This is a genomic window from Microbulbifer sp. MKSA007 (genome assembly GCA_032615215.1).
Taxonomy (GTDB): Bacteria; Pseudomonadota; Gammaproteobacteria; order Pseudomonadales; family Cellvibrionaceae; genus Microbulbifer.
The window spans coordinates 118,698-134,571 of sequence record CP128431.1 but is presented as its reverse complement, the minus strand read 5'-3'; the positions used below and the strand labels follow the sequence as shown (position 1 = coordinate 134,571).

The window sequence follows — 15,874 nt, the reverse complement described above, 5'->3', positions numbered from 1 at the left end:
GATTGGGAATAAAAATCCCTCGCTTTGGTATTGGCCTGTGTCGATTGTGTTGGCGGTGTCTGTCAATGTCATGCTGGAACCATCCTTGAAATAAGCGTTGCGAAGGTTGCAACAAGACCGAGTGAAGCTGCGCCAAGAAGAACTGAAAGTGCCGGTATGCGTTCGCGTGTGCCGGTGTGCGGGTCCAATCGCGTAAACAGCATGGCGTAAAGATTGCCGGTCATGAACGCCCATGCGCAAAGCATAAGAACAACGCCGACTGCACTTTCAAAAATCAAAGCAGAAATGATGAGCGCGCCGCAAGCCAGATAGTCATCAATGGATAGCGGCCAATATTTGTTGGTTCTGACCAAAATGAGTGTTTCGCCCACGCAGAGTATTGCTGCGAGAACAATTGCGTAAATTGGCAGATAAGTTTGAAACTCCCCCAAAGTTCTCCCTCCCAAATTATGGAAACAGCGTTACCGAGTCTTGTTGATGTGTCAAGTTAATTGATCTCGATCAATTCCGGAGTGTTTTTCGGTACATCTTCGGACAAGGCGGCTAGGAGACAAATGAAAACCGGATACAATGCGAGAAGTTGGGGGGAGCCAATAAGAATGACCGTGGAAGTAGACCGTAGAACAATAAAGCCGGAAGCGCTTGAAACACTTCGCAAAACCATTCTGGAGATCTTCTCCTCCGGTATGTATCAGGATGTGGGAATCCGGCAGATCTGCCAGCAGGCGCGTGTGAGCCCACAAACGGTTTACAAGTACTTTGGCAACAAGGAAGAGATGCTCTACGCCTGCATCAAAGGGGATCTTGAAAACCTCTATGCTGAAGCGATGCAAGCGGCCCGAGAGGCTGAGAGCACGGTCGACAAATGCCTTGCCTTTCTGGATATCTGGTGTGAGTTCTATTTCGCCAATCCAAGCATCGCCCGCATTGTGTTCCTGAATATTCCGCAGGCCTATTGGATGGGGCAAACCCAGTTCACGCACGTTGCTTTGCATGATGAAACCACCCGCATCATCGCAGATGGCCAGAGTGAGGGAACCGTCTGGGATGAAACGTCCGCTGAGCTGCTGGGACAGGCCATCATGGGCATGGCCCACCGCCTGCTCACCCGCTGGCTGATGACCGATAAAGTCAGCGGCGAGGAAACCAAGCAGGCCCTTGCAAAAAGCATCAAAAAACTTCTGCAGCCTTAGGTTTTAGAGTTTCGGTTTGCTTAGTTTGCTTCGATAGAAGGGAAGGATAATGGCATATTCGATAGGGTTAGATTTTAGTTATGGACCTCGGTTTGATTTTGATGACGAACCAGATCAGTTTCCATTTGCCTCTTTAGGGGGCGGGGAACGTATCCAGGAGGAGGCTTTTAGTCGGGTGCCCACATCTGCGACGCAGAGAGATAAAAAAAGCTCTGCGATATGTTTGTGATGCCTGCCACATGTGCAGTAAGCGAAAAGTTTAAGTGCATCGTTGAAGAGCTTGAACCCGATGTACATCAGTTCTTTCCTATTCAATTAAAGAACAAAGATGGTATCCCGTATGATGAGCGGTATTACTTGATTAATGTAGGTCAAAAGTTTGCCGCCATATTAGTTGGAAAATCTGCAGGCTGTACGCAAAGCTGGAGGGTCGAAGCTATCGAGAGAAAGATGCCGTTTCTCTTGACGCACGACGATGGGCTGGTCTTGAGTAAACCAAAAATTGCAGGTCGTCATTTATGGCTAAGCCAAGTGATAGCCCCAAATACATACTTCTGCTCAGATGAGTTGATGGCGCGTTTTAAGAAAGAAAAAATAAAGTATTTCGATTCGGCTCGTAACGATGAAGCTGATGAAGACTGGATTGCAGAAGAAAATATCGCGCCTTTTTTGAGGTGGCGTGAAAAACATCCTGAGATTGATATGGAAGTACTATAACAGCTTCGCATCGGCCTTAGCGTGTTAGGTCAGATCCTGAAAAGGTGTGTCTGTTCCAGCTTTCGGTAATCATGCTCGATTAAGCCCAATAAATAGGCCTAATCCAGTTCAATGTCGGTGGCGTGTGAGATGAGGCGTTTCAGGCTGTTGGTGCCTTCATCGACGGATTTTTGCGCCTGAATGGCCTTGCCGTTCTCAAGGTGGCCTTGCGCATTATCGAAGTGGCTTTTCACCACATCCGCCTCTTTCACATAGGCATCAAAGCTTTGCTTGGCGTTCTCGTCTGACTGGCTGATGAGTTTGAGGTCTTTGTGCTGATCCAGCCAGGACTTTGCTTCGTCTTTCAGCTGAATGAGCTGTTTTTCAACCCACTCCAGCTGCCCCTTGGCCTTGTGGGTCATGCTGTAGAGCTGGAAGCGGATTTTCCTAAGTGGGAGTACCTTTTCTTCCGCTTCTTCCACTCTGCCGGAAATCAGATCAGACTGAGCTGAAGTGAGCAATGTCTTCAAAGACTTGCACTCTGCCTCATACTGATGCGCATTGGGCAGACAGTCTTTGATGAAAGGCAGCCGCTCATACGCCTGATCCAAAGCATTGCGCAGGTTCTCAAGCTTCTTGCGTGTGGGGATGGGCTTGCCCTTCTCAACTGGCCCATCTGCTTCGTCTTCTGATGTTGAGGCACTGGCAAACCAGATCTGCTGCATATCGAACAGCGCACTTTCATTCTCATGCACCACTGCGATGGCGCCTTGATAATCTCCGCCGGAAAGCGCTTGCAGGCCCTTTGGCGTGGCAGCGGCCACCTTGTCAAAAGCAGAGGTAAACTGGGCGAGTGCCTCTGGAGCATGCTCCAGTTCTGAGGACCGCTTGTTTAACGCGGTGGCATCGGCAAGGGTTTTATCCAGCCGCTGCTGCGCATCCTCACGGTTCTTCTCAATCTGCTCCTTGGCATCCTCATAGGCTTTGACGAAGCCTTCCTTCTTGCCTTTGATCTTACCAAGCATGAACTTCAGGCCCGGATAGCTGTGATCCGCAATTGCCTTTTGCATGCGAAGAAGGGGAAGGTTGGCGATGCGGTGCGCTTTGTCGAAGGCGGCAGTCTCAACACCCCACTGCACCAGTTCATCGCGGTGTTTGTAGGTGTCTTCAACGGTGTTCTTGTAGGCCTCAACCGCAGGCATTTCCTTGGCGATCATCTCGTCCGCATGCTTGCAGCCCTGCTGCAGAACCTTTTTACCTTCGCTGATATGGTATTGCACCTTGTCCAGCAAAGTTTTCAGCAGGCTGATGGTTCCCGCATCCGGGCGCTGCTGACCAGAGAAATTTTTATTGAACTGCTTGAAGGTGTTGCTGATCTTCTCAACCTGCACCTTAAACGCCTCGATATGCTCCTTGGTGACCAGCTGCTTTCGGGCCTGCGCGTCCAGTTTCTGGGCGTTGTTGGCCAGTGTCTGATACCGGTTGGAGAGTTGCGTGATTTCAGCCTTGAACTGCTCTGCCGCCTGCTCAGCCTGCTGCTGATAGGCTGCGGGACTGTCTTTGGAAACCAGCACGCGCGCGCGGCGGGCGGCTCGTTTGCCCGGATTGACCTCGTTGGGCTGCGTGTGGCCCGCATTACTCTCGTCCAGTTGTACCTCATCCACGTTCTTCAAGTTCAAGTGTTTGAGGACCAGTTCGGTCCACTGTTCCTGCTCGGGGGTGAGGTTAGACTTCGGCATCGAGATGCTCCAAACAACTGCGCATACTTTGGCTTTTCACCATCTATAAGGTCAAAATACTGAGCATTCTTAAGGGAGATACTGTCAAATGAGCAGTTCAGTTAACCGCGGCTTGAGCCACGCACGATGTTTTGCTGCGAATTTTCACTAAGAGTATTAGAGTGGTCAACGCATCTTGGAGCTTCCGCATTTTGTGATGAACATCACAATTTTGCAAGGCAAGGTGCAAAATTTACAAATTGCGTCTGGTATGTACACTTCGTGCTTCCTAGTTTAAGCAACAAGAGAAGGGCAACAAGAGCTGGCAAAGCGCCAAAAGCTCGGCTGTAAGAGATTGCAAAAAGAGAATGATTAAGAAAATTGCTGGTGGAGTGCTGGGCGTTGTGGTGATTGGAGTTGGTGCGATCTACGCCAGTGCCTACACCAATATGGGGCAGAAGCCAGATGAGGAACATAAGGCACAACTAGCCCAGTCTGACCAATGGGCCGATGGCAGCTTTGCAAACAAGCTTCCCATGGTCCGCGGCCCACTGAATGAGATTTTCCGTCAGTTCATTTTGGAGCCGACCGATCACAACCGTCCGCAGCAACCTGTTCCGACCGAAACCATCGGCGACCGTCTGAACACACCGCCTGAGTCCGGTGCCCGCGTGACTTGGTTCGGCCATTCCACGCTTCTGGTGGAGCTGGAAGAGACACGTATCCTGATCGACCCGGTCTGGAGCAAGCGCGCCTCTCCACTGCCATGGGCAGGGGTAGAGCGCTTCTATGATCCGCTGATTGCACTGGAAGACTTGCCTGAGATCGATGCGGTGGTGATCTCTCACGATCACTACGACCATCTGGACATGGCAACCGTCCAAAAGCTGGCGCAAAAGCGGGTGCAATGGATCGTCCCGCTTGGAGTAGGGTCTCATCTGGAATACTGGGGCGTTGCGAGCGCTGACATTACTGAGCTGGACTGGTGGCAGTCCGCAAATGTGGAAGAGACTACTGTGACCGCCACACCGTCACGCCACCGCTCTGGCCGCTCTGTCACCTTCAGCGACGTTAACGCAACGCTCTGGGCTGGCTGGGCCTTTAATGGCCCTGAGCACGCCGTGTTCTATTCCGGCGACACCGGCATGCATGATCGCTTTGAGGAGATTGGCGAACGCCTCGGCCCGTTTGATCTGACGGTGATCGAGACCGGTGCCTACAACCCGCTTTGGAAGGACACCCATCTCGGTCCGGAACAAGCCGTTCTGGCCCACAAACTGGTGAAGGGCAAAACCATGCTACCGGTTCACTGGGGCCTGTTTGATCTGTCCTCCCACAACTGGACAGAACCAGTTGAACGGGTCATGGTTGCTGCCGAAAAGTATGGTGTTGATCTGGCAGTGCCGCTGCCGGGTGGTTCTGTTGAGCCGGGGCAAGTGGTCTCCACCACCGCCTGGTGGCCTCAGGTGCCATGGAAAACCTCAGAAGAGCGCCCAATCTGGGCAACGCGTGTAGAAGAAATCGTCAAGCGTGCCAAAGAGATGAACAGCGGTGAACCCCGAGTGGCCTCCCGTCCATCAAACTGACAATTCAAAAGGAGAGCAGGCGAAGGCCGCTCTCCGTTTTTGCATCAATAAACGGCCAGAACCCGCCCCGGACCGCCGGTCCCGCCTTTAAATTTTGGCGCCCCAGCGATGATTGTTGCACCCGCCAAGGGCACCTGATCCAGATTGGTGAGGTTCTCAATGCCATACCGCCCGGACCCAAGCCATAGGTAGTGCACGGGGAAGTCCTTCGTTGGTCCATAATCTATGGAGAGGGTGTCTACCCCAAGCCCATAAACACTGCGCTCATTGATCAGAAACTTGGCTGTTTCCTCATGAAATCCGGGGAAATGCAGCACACCTTTGCTGTCTTCCCCCCGATACTTCTCCGTTCCCACATATTGAGGCCAGCCGGATAGCATCGCAACGCAGGCCCTGTCCGGTATCCGGCCATGCTGTTGCTCATAAGCCAGAATATCTTCCGGCATAACTCGGTAGTCAGGATTGTTCGCCGCCTGATCCCGCACATCAATCACCGCCAGAGGACAGACGAACTTTTCAATGGGAATCTCATCAATGGACTGCCCATCTTTGCTGAAATGGATCGGCGCATCAAAGTGCGTGCCCACATGCTCGTGATAGTGCAAGGTCTTCAGGTTCAAACCATCTTTTGCAAAAGTATACTCATAACTCTCCTCAAAAGCAGGCCCGCCTTCAAACGTGGGAAAGTCCGGCGTCAGTGTCTGTGTCAGGTCAATCACATTGGAAAACGAAACACTCTCCGGCAACACATTCGCTGTCGCAGAAAGCGCGGACGCACTCAACACCGCTCCTCCAGCCACAGATGCCACAGCCCCACTCAAAAAACCCCTCCGCGACAACCGCCCCTTCACCACCTCCATCACACACGCATCACACATTCTCTTCCCCTATGGGCTTTTGATTTGATGCTGAAGCCTAGGGGAGAAGTGTTAAGGAGGGTTGAGGGACGCGAAGTGAGGGGTGCATACGGCGGCACAGTCCTTCTGTGCCACCGTTTCTCTTGTGTATCTTTTTACATCACAACTTTACCACCAGCCTGAATCTTCACGCGGCGGACGATTTCGGTGTCGCGGTTGGATTTGAATTGGTCGGGGTCACGGTCTTTCCAGTTGTAGAAGCCTTGACCGGAGCGCATGCCGGTGTGGCCTTCTTTCAGGAGTTTGCCGATTGAGGTCTCGTGTGGGTCGCTGACGTTGTAAAGGTCTTTCCAGACAGCTTGTGCGGCATCGCCGCTGATCAGGTCAAGACCGGCAAGATCAGCGTGTTCGAAAGCGCCCATTGCCGGAAGACGTGAGGCGTAACCTTGCTTCAGGATAGTGTCACAAGCTTCTGGAGTGACAAGGCCTTTGTCCACGAGGCAAACAAATTCACGCAGGACAGCATGCTGGATGCGTGCCCAGAGGAAGCCAGGGATATCCGGACAGAGAACTGGTGTTTTGTCAGTATCGTTTAGCAGCTGTGTAACAGCTTCAGTCACCGCTTCATCCGTCTGCTCACCTGGAACCACTTCAACAAGCTTTACTAGATACGCTGGCTGTGCGTAGTGAGCGATACAGAAGCGGCTTGGTTTGTGCAGGGCAGCCTGAATGGAGGTTGCACTCAGAGCAGATGTGGTTGAAGACAGGATTGCGTTTTCTGAACAGAACTCCTCTGCCTGTTTCAGCACAGCCTGTTTGATGCCGATGTCTTCCAGCACGGCCTCAATAATAAAGCCTGCTGGTCCAGCTGCTTCCTTCATGTCATTGGTGAAGGAAATGCGCTTGAGAACAGCTTCTTTGTCTTCTGCTTTGGCGAGGCCTTCAGAAACCACAAAGTCGAAAGCCTGTTCTGCACGTTTTGCGGAATCTGCTAGATCAGCTTCCGGGCGATCCCAAACAGCAACTTCAGCTCCACCGAGGGCCAATGAGAACGCAATGTGCGTTCCCATGGTACCGGCGCCAATCACGGCGCATTTTGGCAATTTACTCACCGCAGTATACCCATCCGTTATTTTCTTTTTTCACGACGCCCTTCATTTCGAAGGCATTCAGGCTGGCGTTGACAGAAACAAGCGCACGCCATTCGCGAACCATGCCTTGATCGTCGCAAGCACGGTCACGGATTTCCCGGAAGGAAATGCCAGGCTTTTCCTTAATTGCGTCCAGAATGGACTTTTCAACCTGATCCACTCGGCGACGGCAGTCACTGAGAAGTTCCATGGTGCCTTCAACGCCCATAGGTTCTTCGTGTGCAAAGATCACGGTTTCTACATTACGCTCCTTCAGGAAACGTTCCAGCTTATCGAAGGTTGCCCGCATGGTTTTTGGGCATTCGTAGAGGTACAGAACCGGATTGATCTTAGGAAGAAGAGGATCAGCAATAACAAGGGTCTTTGTTGATTCTTCAAAGAAGCCGATTTCCGCCATGGAGTGACCGAGGAACTCAACGGTTTCCAGAACAACACCGCCGCCAAGGTCAATCTTGTCGCCTTCAGTGATGATCATGTCCAAGCCAGCAGCTGTTGGACCCATCCAGTCCAGATACTCAGGATCCAGATCGAACTCTTCACCTTCAGCGAATGCGTGGACGATGTTTTTTGCGTTCAGCATGTTGTCGGCAATGCGGTCCATGCGGCCTGGATGAGACAGGATTTTGCAGCCTGTTTCCTCTTTCAACCAACCATTATTGCCAACATGGTCCATGTGTTCATGGGTAATCAGCAGATAATCCAGATCGGACTTTTTGTATCCCAACTCATCGAATGCCTTTTTAAGATCTGGCAATCCGCCATAAAGACCGGAATCGATGAGTGCCAGCTTGTCTTCACCTTTTACGAAGAATACGCGGGTTGCGGTCTTACCTTCGTGATCGCCCGGAAGACCCATGCTGACTGTCGCAAATGGACCTTTTCTATAACTAATGACGCTATCGGACATTTTTCTTCCCTCGCTATGAATTTTATTATTTGCCCTGAAACACAGGGGCTCGTTTCTCAATGAAGGCAGCGATGCCTTCTTTTCCGTCTTCGGTCGCATAAAGAGCGCCCAGAACACGCTGTTCAAATGTCAGGCCAGCACTTAGCGCTGTATCAAGGCCGTCATCGTTGACGCGTTTGCCTTCCCGCAGAGCGACGGGGGCTTGAGCTGCAAGAGTTTCTGCTAGTTCCATAGCGCGAGGCATCAGTTCATCAGGCGCGCAGGCTTCCAATGCGGCGCCATACTCAACAGCTTCCTTGGCAGTAATCATGCGACCTGTGAGCAGGATTTCCTTTGCACGCATCGGCCCAACAAGACGCGGCAGGCGCTGTGTACCTCCGCCACCTGGCAGCAGGCCAAGTTTGATTTCCGGTAGGCCGAGTTTGGTTTTTTCATTCACAAGAATGAAATCGCAGCACATAGCGATCTCGAAACCGCCGCCCAGAGCATATCCATTGACTGCACAAATGGTGACTTGTGGCAGGTTCGCGATGGCATCAAAGGTCTGGCGGGAACGACGCTGGAAGTCGTCGAAGACTGTTTGCCCTACATTATGGTAGCCCGTGATATCTGCGCCAGCTACAAAACCGCGGCCAGTTCCCGTGATGATCAACACGCGAACTTCGTCTTTACGTGCATAAAGCTCATTCACATAGTTGCCGATGGCTTCCTGAATTTCGAAGTTGAGAGCTCCCAGAGCTTCTTCCCGGTCAATGCGCAAGATTTCGATGGGGCCTTTGCGCTCAACTACCAGATGTTTATGGAGACGTTCTTCCATCTCAAAGTGCTCCAGCTTCGTTGAGTTTGCGATAGGTATCCTCGCCCAGCATTTCAGTGATAACTTCTTCTGTGTGCTGGCCAACGGTTGGTGCAGCGGATTTTGTCTGGACTGGAGTTCCGTATAGCGTGATTGGATTGCCCACCGCTTTGACTTCGCCCGCTACCGGGTGCTGCATAGTGACCAGTCGGCCAGAATCCAGATCAACCAGTTCCTGCATGGCTTCATGCGCGTTTCGGATTGGCGCTGCCCAAACATCCTGTTCGCGGAACTGTTTCATCCACTCTTCGGTGGTTTTGGCGACTGTCAGAGATTCAATGAGGCGTTTTGCTTCGTTGCGCTCTTCCCAGGAATCCAATTTACCGAGTTCCTCACTGCCAAGGATGTCGCCTAGTTTGTCCAGCGGGCACATCGCGATGCAGACCCAACCGTCTTTTGTTGGGTAGCTGCCGTAAGGCGCATCATTCCATGCAGATGCAATACCTGCTTCGGAGCGCTCCAGAGCGATGTCCTGATTGAGAACGGCAAAGTTCTCCTGACCCATCATCGCGAGGGTTGCTGAGTAGAGGTTTGTTTCCAGCTTCTGGCCTACACCGTGTGTGTTGCGGGCGATGATTGCGCCGAGAATGCCAATCGCCAATGCTTGTGAGGCTGCAAAGTCTGCAACTGCGGTGCCGCAAGCTGTTGGTGCATCGCTCTTTTTACCGGTGTTGAACATGATGCCAGACATGGCCTGAATCAGAAGATCCTGCCCCGGCCAATTGTCTTTAGCGAGATAGCTATAGGTGCCCCAACCGTTGCCGGAGGCATAAATGATTTTTGGATTGACCTTTTTGAAGTCCTCATACCCCAGCCCGAGACGATCCATGACGCCGGAACGGTAGTTTTCGACGACAACATCGCAGTTTTTTGCCATTTCAAGGAGCGCTGCACGGCCTTCTTCAGCCTTCAGGTTGACGGTGATGGAACGCTTGTTGCGGTTGAATGCATGAAATGCAGCACCATCACCGCCAACCAGCTCGCCGAGAATAGGCATAGAACGAATCCATTCGCCTTTTCCCGGGCGCTCAACTTTGATGACATCAGCTCCAAGGTCAGCCAGGTTTTGTGTGCACAGTGGACCAAGCATCATCTGCGTAAAGTCAAGTACCCTGATCCCTTCAAGAGCCCCAACCTGCTTAGCAGTACTCATTTTTACCTCTTTAGATTATCTCAATATTCAAAAACCCATGAGCTATCGCAGGCCGCAGGAAGCAACCCGCTCGAAATAGAATTTCGAGGCGCTAAGTGGGATAAATTGAAAGAAGCGAATGGCCCTATTTTTGTGTGAAGGGTTCATCCGTTACGCCAAACGTTTCCCGAATTTTGAATTTTGTAAAGAGCAAAAAATATCTTTTTCAGAGAATCCGTATTCATGGGTACAACGTTTTACCACTCAAAAAAAATTTGGTAAAAGTGTTGAGCAATCGTTTTACCAATGCTACCAAAATTACGAATTGATTTCGAATCGAGTTTTTTCGATGAGCCAACACAGGGGAGCCTAGGGTGGTTACAATTACAGACATTGCAAATCGTGCAGGTGTCTCTCCAAGCGTTGTGTCGAGGATCGTCAACGGAGATAAAAAACTCCGTGTTAGTGCTGCAACCAGAGCACGCGTTCAGGCGATTATTGAGGAAACCGGATATAAGCCAAACGTGGCAGCCCGGTCTCTTCGATCCTCAGAAACAGGACTTCTTGCACTCGTTGTGCATGACATTACTAATCCCGTTTACTCAGAGATCGTTGCTGGCGCGCAAGCTGGTGCCTCTGAATTCGACAAGATTATTCTGGTTGGAGAGGCAGATAGTCTTGGCGCCAACGTATCCAAGATTGAAAGCCTTATTGCCGGTGGCGGAGTAGACGGACTTATACTTCAAGGTGCAGGCACAGAGCTCGACAAAGCGATTGAGCATGCTGTCAGTCGCAAAATCCCACTCGTTTTCCTGCAATCTGGCGATATCAACATTGCTCCGGTTCTGCGTATGGATGATCTTCTCGCAGGAAAAATGGCGACGCAGTATCTGATTGATCACGGACATAAGAATATCGGCGTTATCAGCACCAAAAGAAACCTTCAGTTCAGTGAGGCTCGTTTGGATGGTTGGAAGCAGGCGCTTGTGGAGGCAAGCCTGCCAATCAGTGAAAGCGCTATAGCTGCGGCAAATCCTAATTATGAGAGCGGATATCACGCAGCAAAGAAGCTGTTTGAGCAACGCCCAGACATTACAGCGATTTTGGTATCGAACGCTATGTCAGCCGTGGGAGCGCTGGCTTATCTGAACGATGCTGGAAAACGCGTTCCAGAGGATGTCTCTGTCATCGGTATTAATGACGTCAACTTGGCTGAGTTTGTTCGGCCGGCACTGACAGTTGTGAAAATGCCTCTTCGCACTATGGGACTGGAAGCAGTGCGGATGATTTGCTCTGGCAAAACAAGTTCAAACAAGAAACTGGAAATTCTCGATCAAGCCCCATTGCTTGTAGAAAGATCGAGTGTCTCAAAAGATAATAATCAAGTTAAGTGACTTTACACAGGGAGAAAATCGTGAAAAACGACGTTAAAAGATCACGCTTAACACTGGGCACTGCCCTTGGGAGTGCTGTATTTGCAGCAGCTAGTCTTGCATTGGTATCGACATCACTTGCAGATACCTTTTCATTTCGGGTAGGTTCCGGCCACCCTGTCAAAGGCCTCTCCCATATGGAAGCCTTGGAATATCAATTCCTTCCTGAAGTGGCCAAACGCGTTGAAGAGCGGACTGACCATAAAATCAAATGGATCAAAGCTTATTCTGGTTCATTGGTTAAACTGCCAGAAACTCTGGGTGCAACCCAGAAGGGTCTGATTGATATTGGTGTTATCAATTACCCTCATATCACTGAGCTGTTTGTTCAGAATTTCCCATTCTACTTCCCTTTCCAGACTGGCGACGCTGTTATGGCGACAAAAGCTGTACGCGCAACGTTTGATGAAGTGCCTTGGCTCACAAAATCTTTCGAAGAAAAATATAACCAGAAGCTGCTCGCAATTGGTGCAAACGGCAACTACGGTATTGGCACAACCTTCCCATTTGAGAAGTTTGAAGACCTGAAAGGCAAGAAGGTTGGTGCGGGCGGACCAAACCTGCTGTGGTTTGAAGGCACTGGTGTTGCGCCTGTTACAACCAACCTGGGCGAAGCTTACAACGCTTTGAAGTCTGGCATTTATGACGGCCTGGTTATTTTCCCTGGACCTTACTATGGCTTCAAGCTGCAGGAAGTGGGCACGAACTTTACCGTGGCGAACTTCGGATCCCCATCTGCACTTTCCATCAATATGAATCTGGACCGCTGGAACAAGCTTCCAAAAGAAGTTCAGGACATCTTCCTCGAAGTTTCAGCTGAGTATGAAGTCCACTCTTCAGAGCTGGCGAACGAAGCAGATGCGAAAGGGCTAGAGCACCTGAAAGCGGCTGGCACAAACATCATCAACCTGCCAGTTGAAGAACAAGCAAAATGGGCTCGTGGTCTGGCTGAGTATCCGAACCGTCAGGCAGAAGAAGCAACCTCTCGTGGTGCTCCTGGCACCGAGATCTTCAGAACTTACATCAAGAACCTGAAAGAACTCGGCTATCAGTGGCCACACGAATACCAGATCAAATAGGACTGCGTTCGGCCGGGAGGTGATCCCTCCCGGCCAGTGGCGCCACTTGCTCTGAGTTTAAAGCGGCAAGTCATTGCAGGGCCTGATTCTGGATCCTCTGGTTATTTCCTACCTTTAGTGCGTATGTGGGGCGCAGATGACAATAAGAAGCGCAATAAGTGCCATAAACAGAGGGGTGTACATGTTGAGTGCGCTTCTAATACTGTTTGTCACTTCTTTGATTGTGTTGGATGTTCTGGGGCGTGGCTTATTCAATAAGCCTTTGACTGGCACAGTAGAAATTGTGAGCAATATTATTGTTGTTATCGCATTTCTTCAAATCTCTTACTCCATCCAGACAAATGGCATGTTCCACACGGACATGTTCGTAAATTTACTTCCCAAAGGCTTGAAGAAATTCGTTCGACTGCTCGGTGAGCTTGCAGGTGCAGCACTGCTCGGAATGATGATTTATGCCTCGTGGGAACCAATGCTGCACTCATGGAGCATTGGCGAGTACTTTGGCGGCGGCCAGTTTCGCTTTCCCGTCTATCCGGTAAGAACAATCGTGGTTTTCTGCTGCTGTCTTGCCTTCCTCAATTACTTGCTTCGCGCCTTTGATGCTGTGGCTGGCAGTAATTCCTCAGTTTCTCAAGAAGAGCTCTGATCATGTCCGAACTTACGCTTGTCTCCTGCATGTTTGGCGGTCTGCTACTTTTGATCTTTGCTGGCTTCCATATCTTTGTCGCATTGGGTCTGGTAACAATCGCAGGTGTCTGGGCTTTCTCCGGCAGTTTTGATCTGGCCATGACGCTTCTCTCCACCACGCTGATTGAAGCATTGAGAGAGTATGTTTTTGCGGTCATTCCCCTGTTCGTTCTGATGGGTGAGTTTTTAGCGCGTAGTGGCGCGGCGAAAGACTTATACCGGGTCATGAACAAGGCATTCCGTCGCCTTCCTGGCCGGCTGGCTGTGGCAACGGTTGCTGGTAACACCGTCTTTGCAGCTGCTGTTGGGGTAAGCATTGCGTCTGCAGCTACCTTCACCCGGATTGCTTATCCGGAAATGAAGCAGCAGAACTACAATGACTCCATCTCTCTTGGTTGTATTGCCGGGAGTGCGTGTCTCGGCATGCTCATTCCGCCAAGCACGCTGCTGATCATCTATGGCATGCTCACAGAGATGTCGATTGGCAAACTCTTTGCGGCTGCCCTTATTCCGGGCCTCGCTCTGGCAACCTTGTTCGCGCTGTATGTTGTCGGGCTGGCGATCTTCAGACCGGAATGGCTTGGTGAAACCAAGGGGAATGATCAGGTTCAGTACAATGAGGAACCACTGGGCCGTGTTGAATACATTGGTGGTCTGGGCACCATCTGTGTGATCTTCCTCGTACTCGGCGGTATCTGGTTTGGCTGGTTTACGCCGACTGAAGCTGCTGGTTTCGGTGCTCTGCTGGGCTTCATCCTGGCTCTGATCAAAGGTTTGAAGAAAGATCAGATCGTTGAATCGATCCTGCACACAGGTCGCGTCTCAGCACCTCTGCTTTTGCTGCTAATCTTTGGTTCTTTCTATGGTCGTCTGCTGGCATTCGGCGGGGTTATTGATCTGGTAGACGGCGTGATTGGTGGCTGGGGTCTGTCTCCGGGAATGCTGCTGGTGGTGATGGTCTTTGTCTGGTTCATCATGGGCATGTTCATCGACTCCAACTCGATCATTCTACTGTCCATTCCGATCTTTGCTCCGATTGCAATCGCGGCAGGTTACGAGCCCCTCCAGTTTGCAATTATCGCGATCCTGGCAATCGAAGCAGGTATCTTGACACCTCCACTCGGGCTCTGCGTTTACACGGTGAAAGCGGCGCTCAATGACCCCGCAATCACCTTGGGCCAGATCTTTAAGGGGGCAGCACCCTACTGGATCATGCTGCTTATCCTGATCATCCTTCTGGTGAAGGTGCCAATGGTCACCAGTTACCTGCCGAGTATCATGTAGCTTCCGACTTAGAGAAAGAGCCACCCTACGGAGGTTTCCCCTCTCTTTCTCTGCTCCTCCTAAAACGAAGGCCTTTCTCGTCCGGTTCTGCATCCGGCCTGATCCTTCCAAAAACAGAACACAGTTGCACAGAGATAAAATGATTAATTTCAAAGGTATGACGTGGGATCACCCGCGCGGTGTAGATCCTCTGATCGCAGCCTCAGAAGAATACAGCCGACGAAACCCAGGTGTTTCTTTCCAATGGGAGAAGCGCTCCTTACAGGCGTTCGGTGATCAGCCCCTCGACACACTCGCTTCCACCTATGACTTCATGGTCATTGACCATCCGCATGTTGGCGAAGCAAGTGAGCAAAATATTCTAGCCTCTCTTTCGCTGCCAGAGTACGCCGATGAACTTGCTGATCTGGCCAAGAACACAATCGGCCCATCTCACGAAAGCTATGAGTGGAATGGAACGCAATGGGCACTGGCAATTGATGCTGCTGCCCAAGTGTCTGCCCGTCGTCGCGACTTGCTAGAAGAGCCCGTGACTAAGTGGGATGAGGTGATCCGTCTCGCAGAGCAGGGCAAAGTACTCTATCCGCTGAAACCAGTAGACGCCATTGATGGATTCATGAGCCTTTGCGCTAACGTTGGCGACCCATGCGGCACGACGCAGGAGTATCTGGTTACCCGCGAAACTGGCCGGTTCGTGCTTGAGCAAATGCGAGCTGTCGCAAAGAACGTTTATACCTCTTGCTTCGACATGAACCCAATTGGTGCACTGGACATCCTGTCTTCCTGCGATGATTTTTCTTACGCGCCTGTGCTGTTTGGCTATGTCAATTACTCCCAAGCAGGCTTCCGCGAGAAGATCGTTCATCAGGAAAATCTACCTGCCTTGGGTGGTAATGGGCCTGTTGGTTCCATCATCGGCGGCACCGGCATCAGCGTTTCCGCCAAATGTGCCCATAGAGAAGAAGCAATTAAGTTTGCCTATTGGCTTGCTGGCAAAGAATGTCAAACCGGTGTTTACGTTCAGAACAATGGTCAACCCGGACATGCTGCGGCATGGAACGATGACGCGGCTAATGAGCTGTCAAATGATTGGTTCCGCAATGTCCGCGAGACGATGGACCGCAGCTGGCTACGCCCACGTTATTCAGGCTTCCTCCCGTTCATTGATGATGCAGGCGACTATGTAAACGCGTTTGCTCGCGGAGATATGGACACAGAAGAGACCCTGCATCTCATCGACACAGCCTACCGAAAATCTTTCAAGTCCTGATAATACAAGCACAAACGAGAACAAA

Annotated in this window: 15 protein-coding genes; 8 read left to right on the top strand and 7 right to left on the bottom strand. The window is 51.1% G+C overall.

The window, feature by feature from the left end; translation table 11 throughout:
- Positions 1 to 68: 68 nt before the first annotated feature.
- Entirely contained in the window at positions 69 to 431 is a 363-nt protein-coding gene (locus tag QT397_00465) for a hypothetical protein (protein WNZ53880.1), read from the bottom strand.
- Between the two features lie 168 nt (positions 432 to 599).
- Between QT397_00465 and QT397_00460 the strand changes: the two genes are divergently transcribed.
- Together QT397_00460 and QT397_00455 are read left to right on the top strand one after the other, a co-directional pair.
- A complete protein-coding gene (locus QT397_00460; protein ID WNZ53879.1) occupies positions 600 to 1,193 on the top strand; it encodes a TetR/AcrR family transcriptional regulator in 594 nt (197 codons plus the stop codon).
- Between the two features lie 219 nt (positions 1,194 to 1,412).
- Complete coding sequence (locus QT397_00455; protein ID WNZ53878.1) at positions 1,413 to 1,910, top strand: hypothetical protein; 498 nt, start codon at positions 1,413 to 1,415, stop codon at positions 1,908 to 1,910.
- A 98-nt stretch (positions 1,911 to 2,008) separates the two neighbouring features.
- Here QT397_00455 and QT397_00450 read toward each other — a convergent pair whose 3' ends face one another.
- Positions 2,009 to 3,628, bottom strand: coding sequence for a hypothetical protein (locus QT397_00450; protein ID WNZ53877.1), 1,620 nt, complete (start codon positions 3,626 to 3,628; stop codon positions 2,009 to 2,011).
- A gap of 347 nt (positions 3,629 to 3,975) precedes the next feature.
- On the opposite strand from QT397_00450, the gene QT397_00445 reads away from it, so the two are divergent.
- Entirely contained in the window at positions 3,976 to 5,193 is a 1,218-nt protein-coding gene (locus QT397_00445) for an MBL fold metallo-hydrolase (protein ID WNZ53876.1), read from the top strand.
- Positions 5,194 to 5,237: 44 nt separating this feature from the next.
- Here QT397_00445 and QT397_00440 read toward each other — a convergent pair whose 3' ends face one another.
- From QT397_00440 to QT397_00420, 5 genes are all read right to left on the bottom strand, one after another.
- Positions 5,238 to 6,053, bottom strand: a complete 816-nt coding sequence (locus QT397_00440) for a cyclase family protein (GenBank protein ID WNZ53969.1) — start codon at positions 6,051 to 6,053, stop codon at positions 5,238 to 5,240.
- A 152-nt stretch (positions 6,054 to 6,205) separates the two neighbouring features.
- Positions 6,206 to 7,138 carry a 3-hydroxyacyl-CoA dehydrogenase family protein gene (locus QT397_00435; protein WNZ53968.1) on the bottom strand — a complete coding sequence of 311 codons (933 nt, stop codon included), beginning with the start codon at positions 7,136 to 7,138 and terminating at the stop codon, positions 6,206 to 6,208.
- Positions 7,139 to 7,154: 16 nt separating this feature from the next.
- Positions 7,155 to 8,108, bottom strand: a complete 954-nt coding sequence (locus tag QT397_00430; protein WNZ53875.1) for an MBL fold metallo-hydrolase — start codon at positions 8,106 to 8,108, stop codon at positions 7,155 to 7,157.
- A gap of 25 nt (positions 8,109 to 8,133) precedes the next feature.
- Positions 8,134 to 8,925, bottom strand: a complete 792-nt coding sequence (locus tag QT397_00425) for an enoyl-CoA hydratase-related protein (protein ID WNZ53874.1) — start codon at positions 8,923 to 8,925, stop codon at positions 8,134 to 8,136.
- Between the two features lies 1 nt (position 8,926).
- Positions 8,927 to 10,117, bottom strand: a complete 1,191-nt coding sequence (locus QT397_00420) for a CoA transferase (protein ID WNZ53873.1) — start codon at positions 10,115 to 10,117, stop codon at positions 8,927 to 8,929.
- Positions 10,118 to 10,470: 353 nt separating this feature from the next.
- Here QT397_00420 and QT397_00415 point away from each other — a divergent pair, with 353 nt between their 5' ends.
- The 5 genes from QT397_00415 (at position 10,471) to QT397_00395 (ending at position 15,849) form a co-directional block, all read left to right on the top strand.
- A complete protein-coding gene (locus tag QT397_00415; GenBank protein ID WNZ53872.1) occupies positions 10,471 to 11,490 on the top strand; it encodes a LacI family DNA-binding transcriptional regulator in 1,020 nt (339 codons plus the stop codon).
- Positions 11,491 to 11,666: 176 nt separating this feature from the next.
- The gene (locus QT397_00410) at positions 11,667 to 12,608 is read left to right on the top strand and encodes a C4-dicarboxylate TRAP transporter substrate-binding protein (GenBank protein WNZ53871.1); all 942 of its coding nucleotides are present in this window, start codon (positions 11,667 to 11,669) and stop codon (positions 12,606 to 12,608) included.
- A gap of 181 nt (positions 12,609 to 12,789) precedes the next feature.
- Complete coding sequence (locus QT397_00405) at positions 12,790 to 13,254, top strand: TRAP transporter small permease (protein WNZ53870.1); 465 nt, start codon at positions 12,790 to 12,792, stop codon at positions 13,252 to 13,254.
- A gap of 2 nt (positions 13,255 to 13,256) precedes the next feature.
- Positions 13,257 to 14,579 carry a TRAP transporter large permease gene (locus tag QT397_00400; protein WNZ53869.1) on the top strand — a complete coding sequence of 441 codons (1,323 nt, stop codon included), beginning with the start codon at positions 13,257 to 13,259 and terminating at the stop codon, positions 14,577 to 14,579.
- A 139-nt stretch (positions 14,580 to 14,718) separates the two neighbouring features.
- Entirely contained in the window at positions 14,719 to 15,849 is a 1,131-nt protein-coding gene (locus tag QT397_00395; protein WNZ53868.1) for a hypothetical protein, read from the top strand.
- Positions 15,850 to 15,874 lie beyond the last annotated feature (25 nt).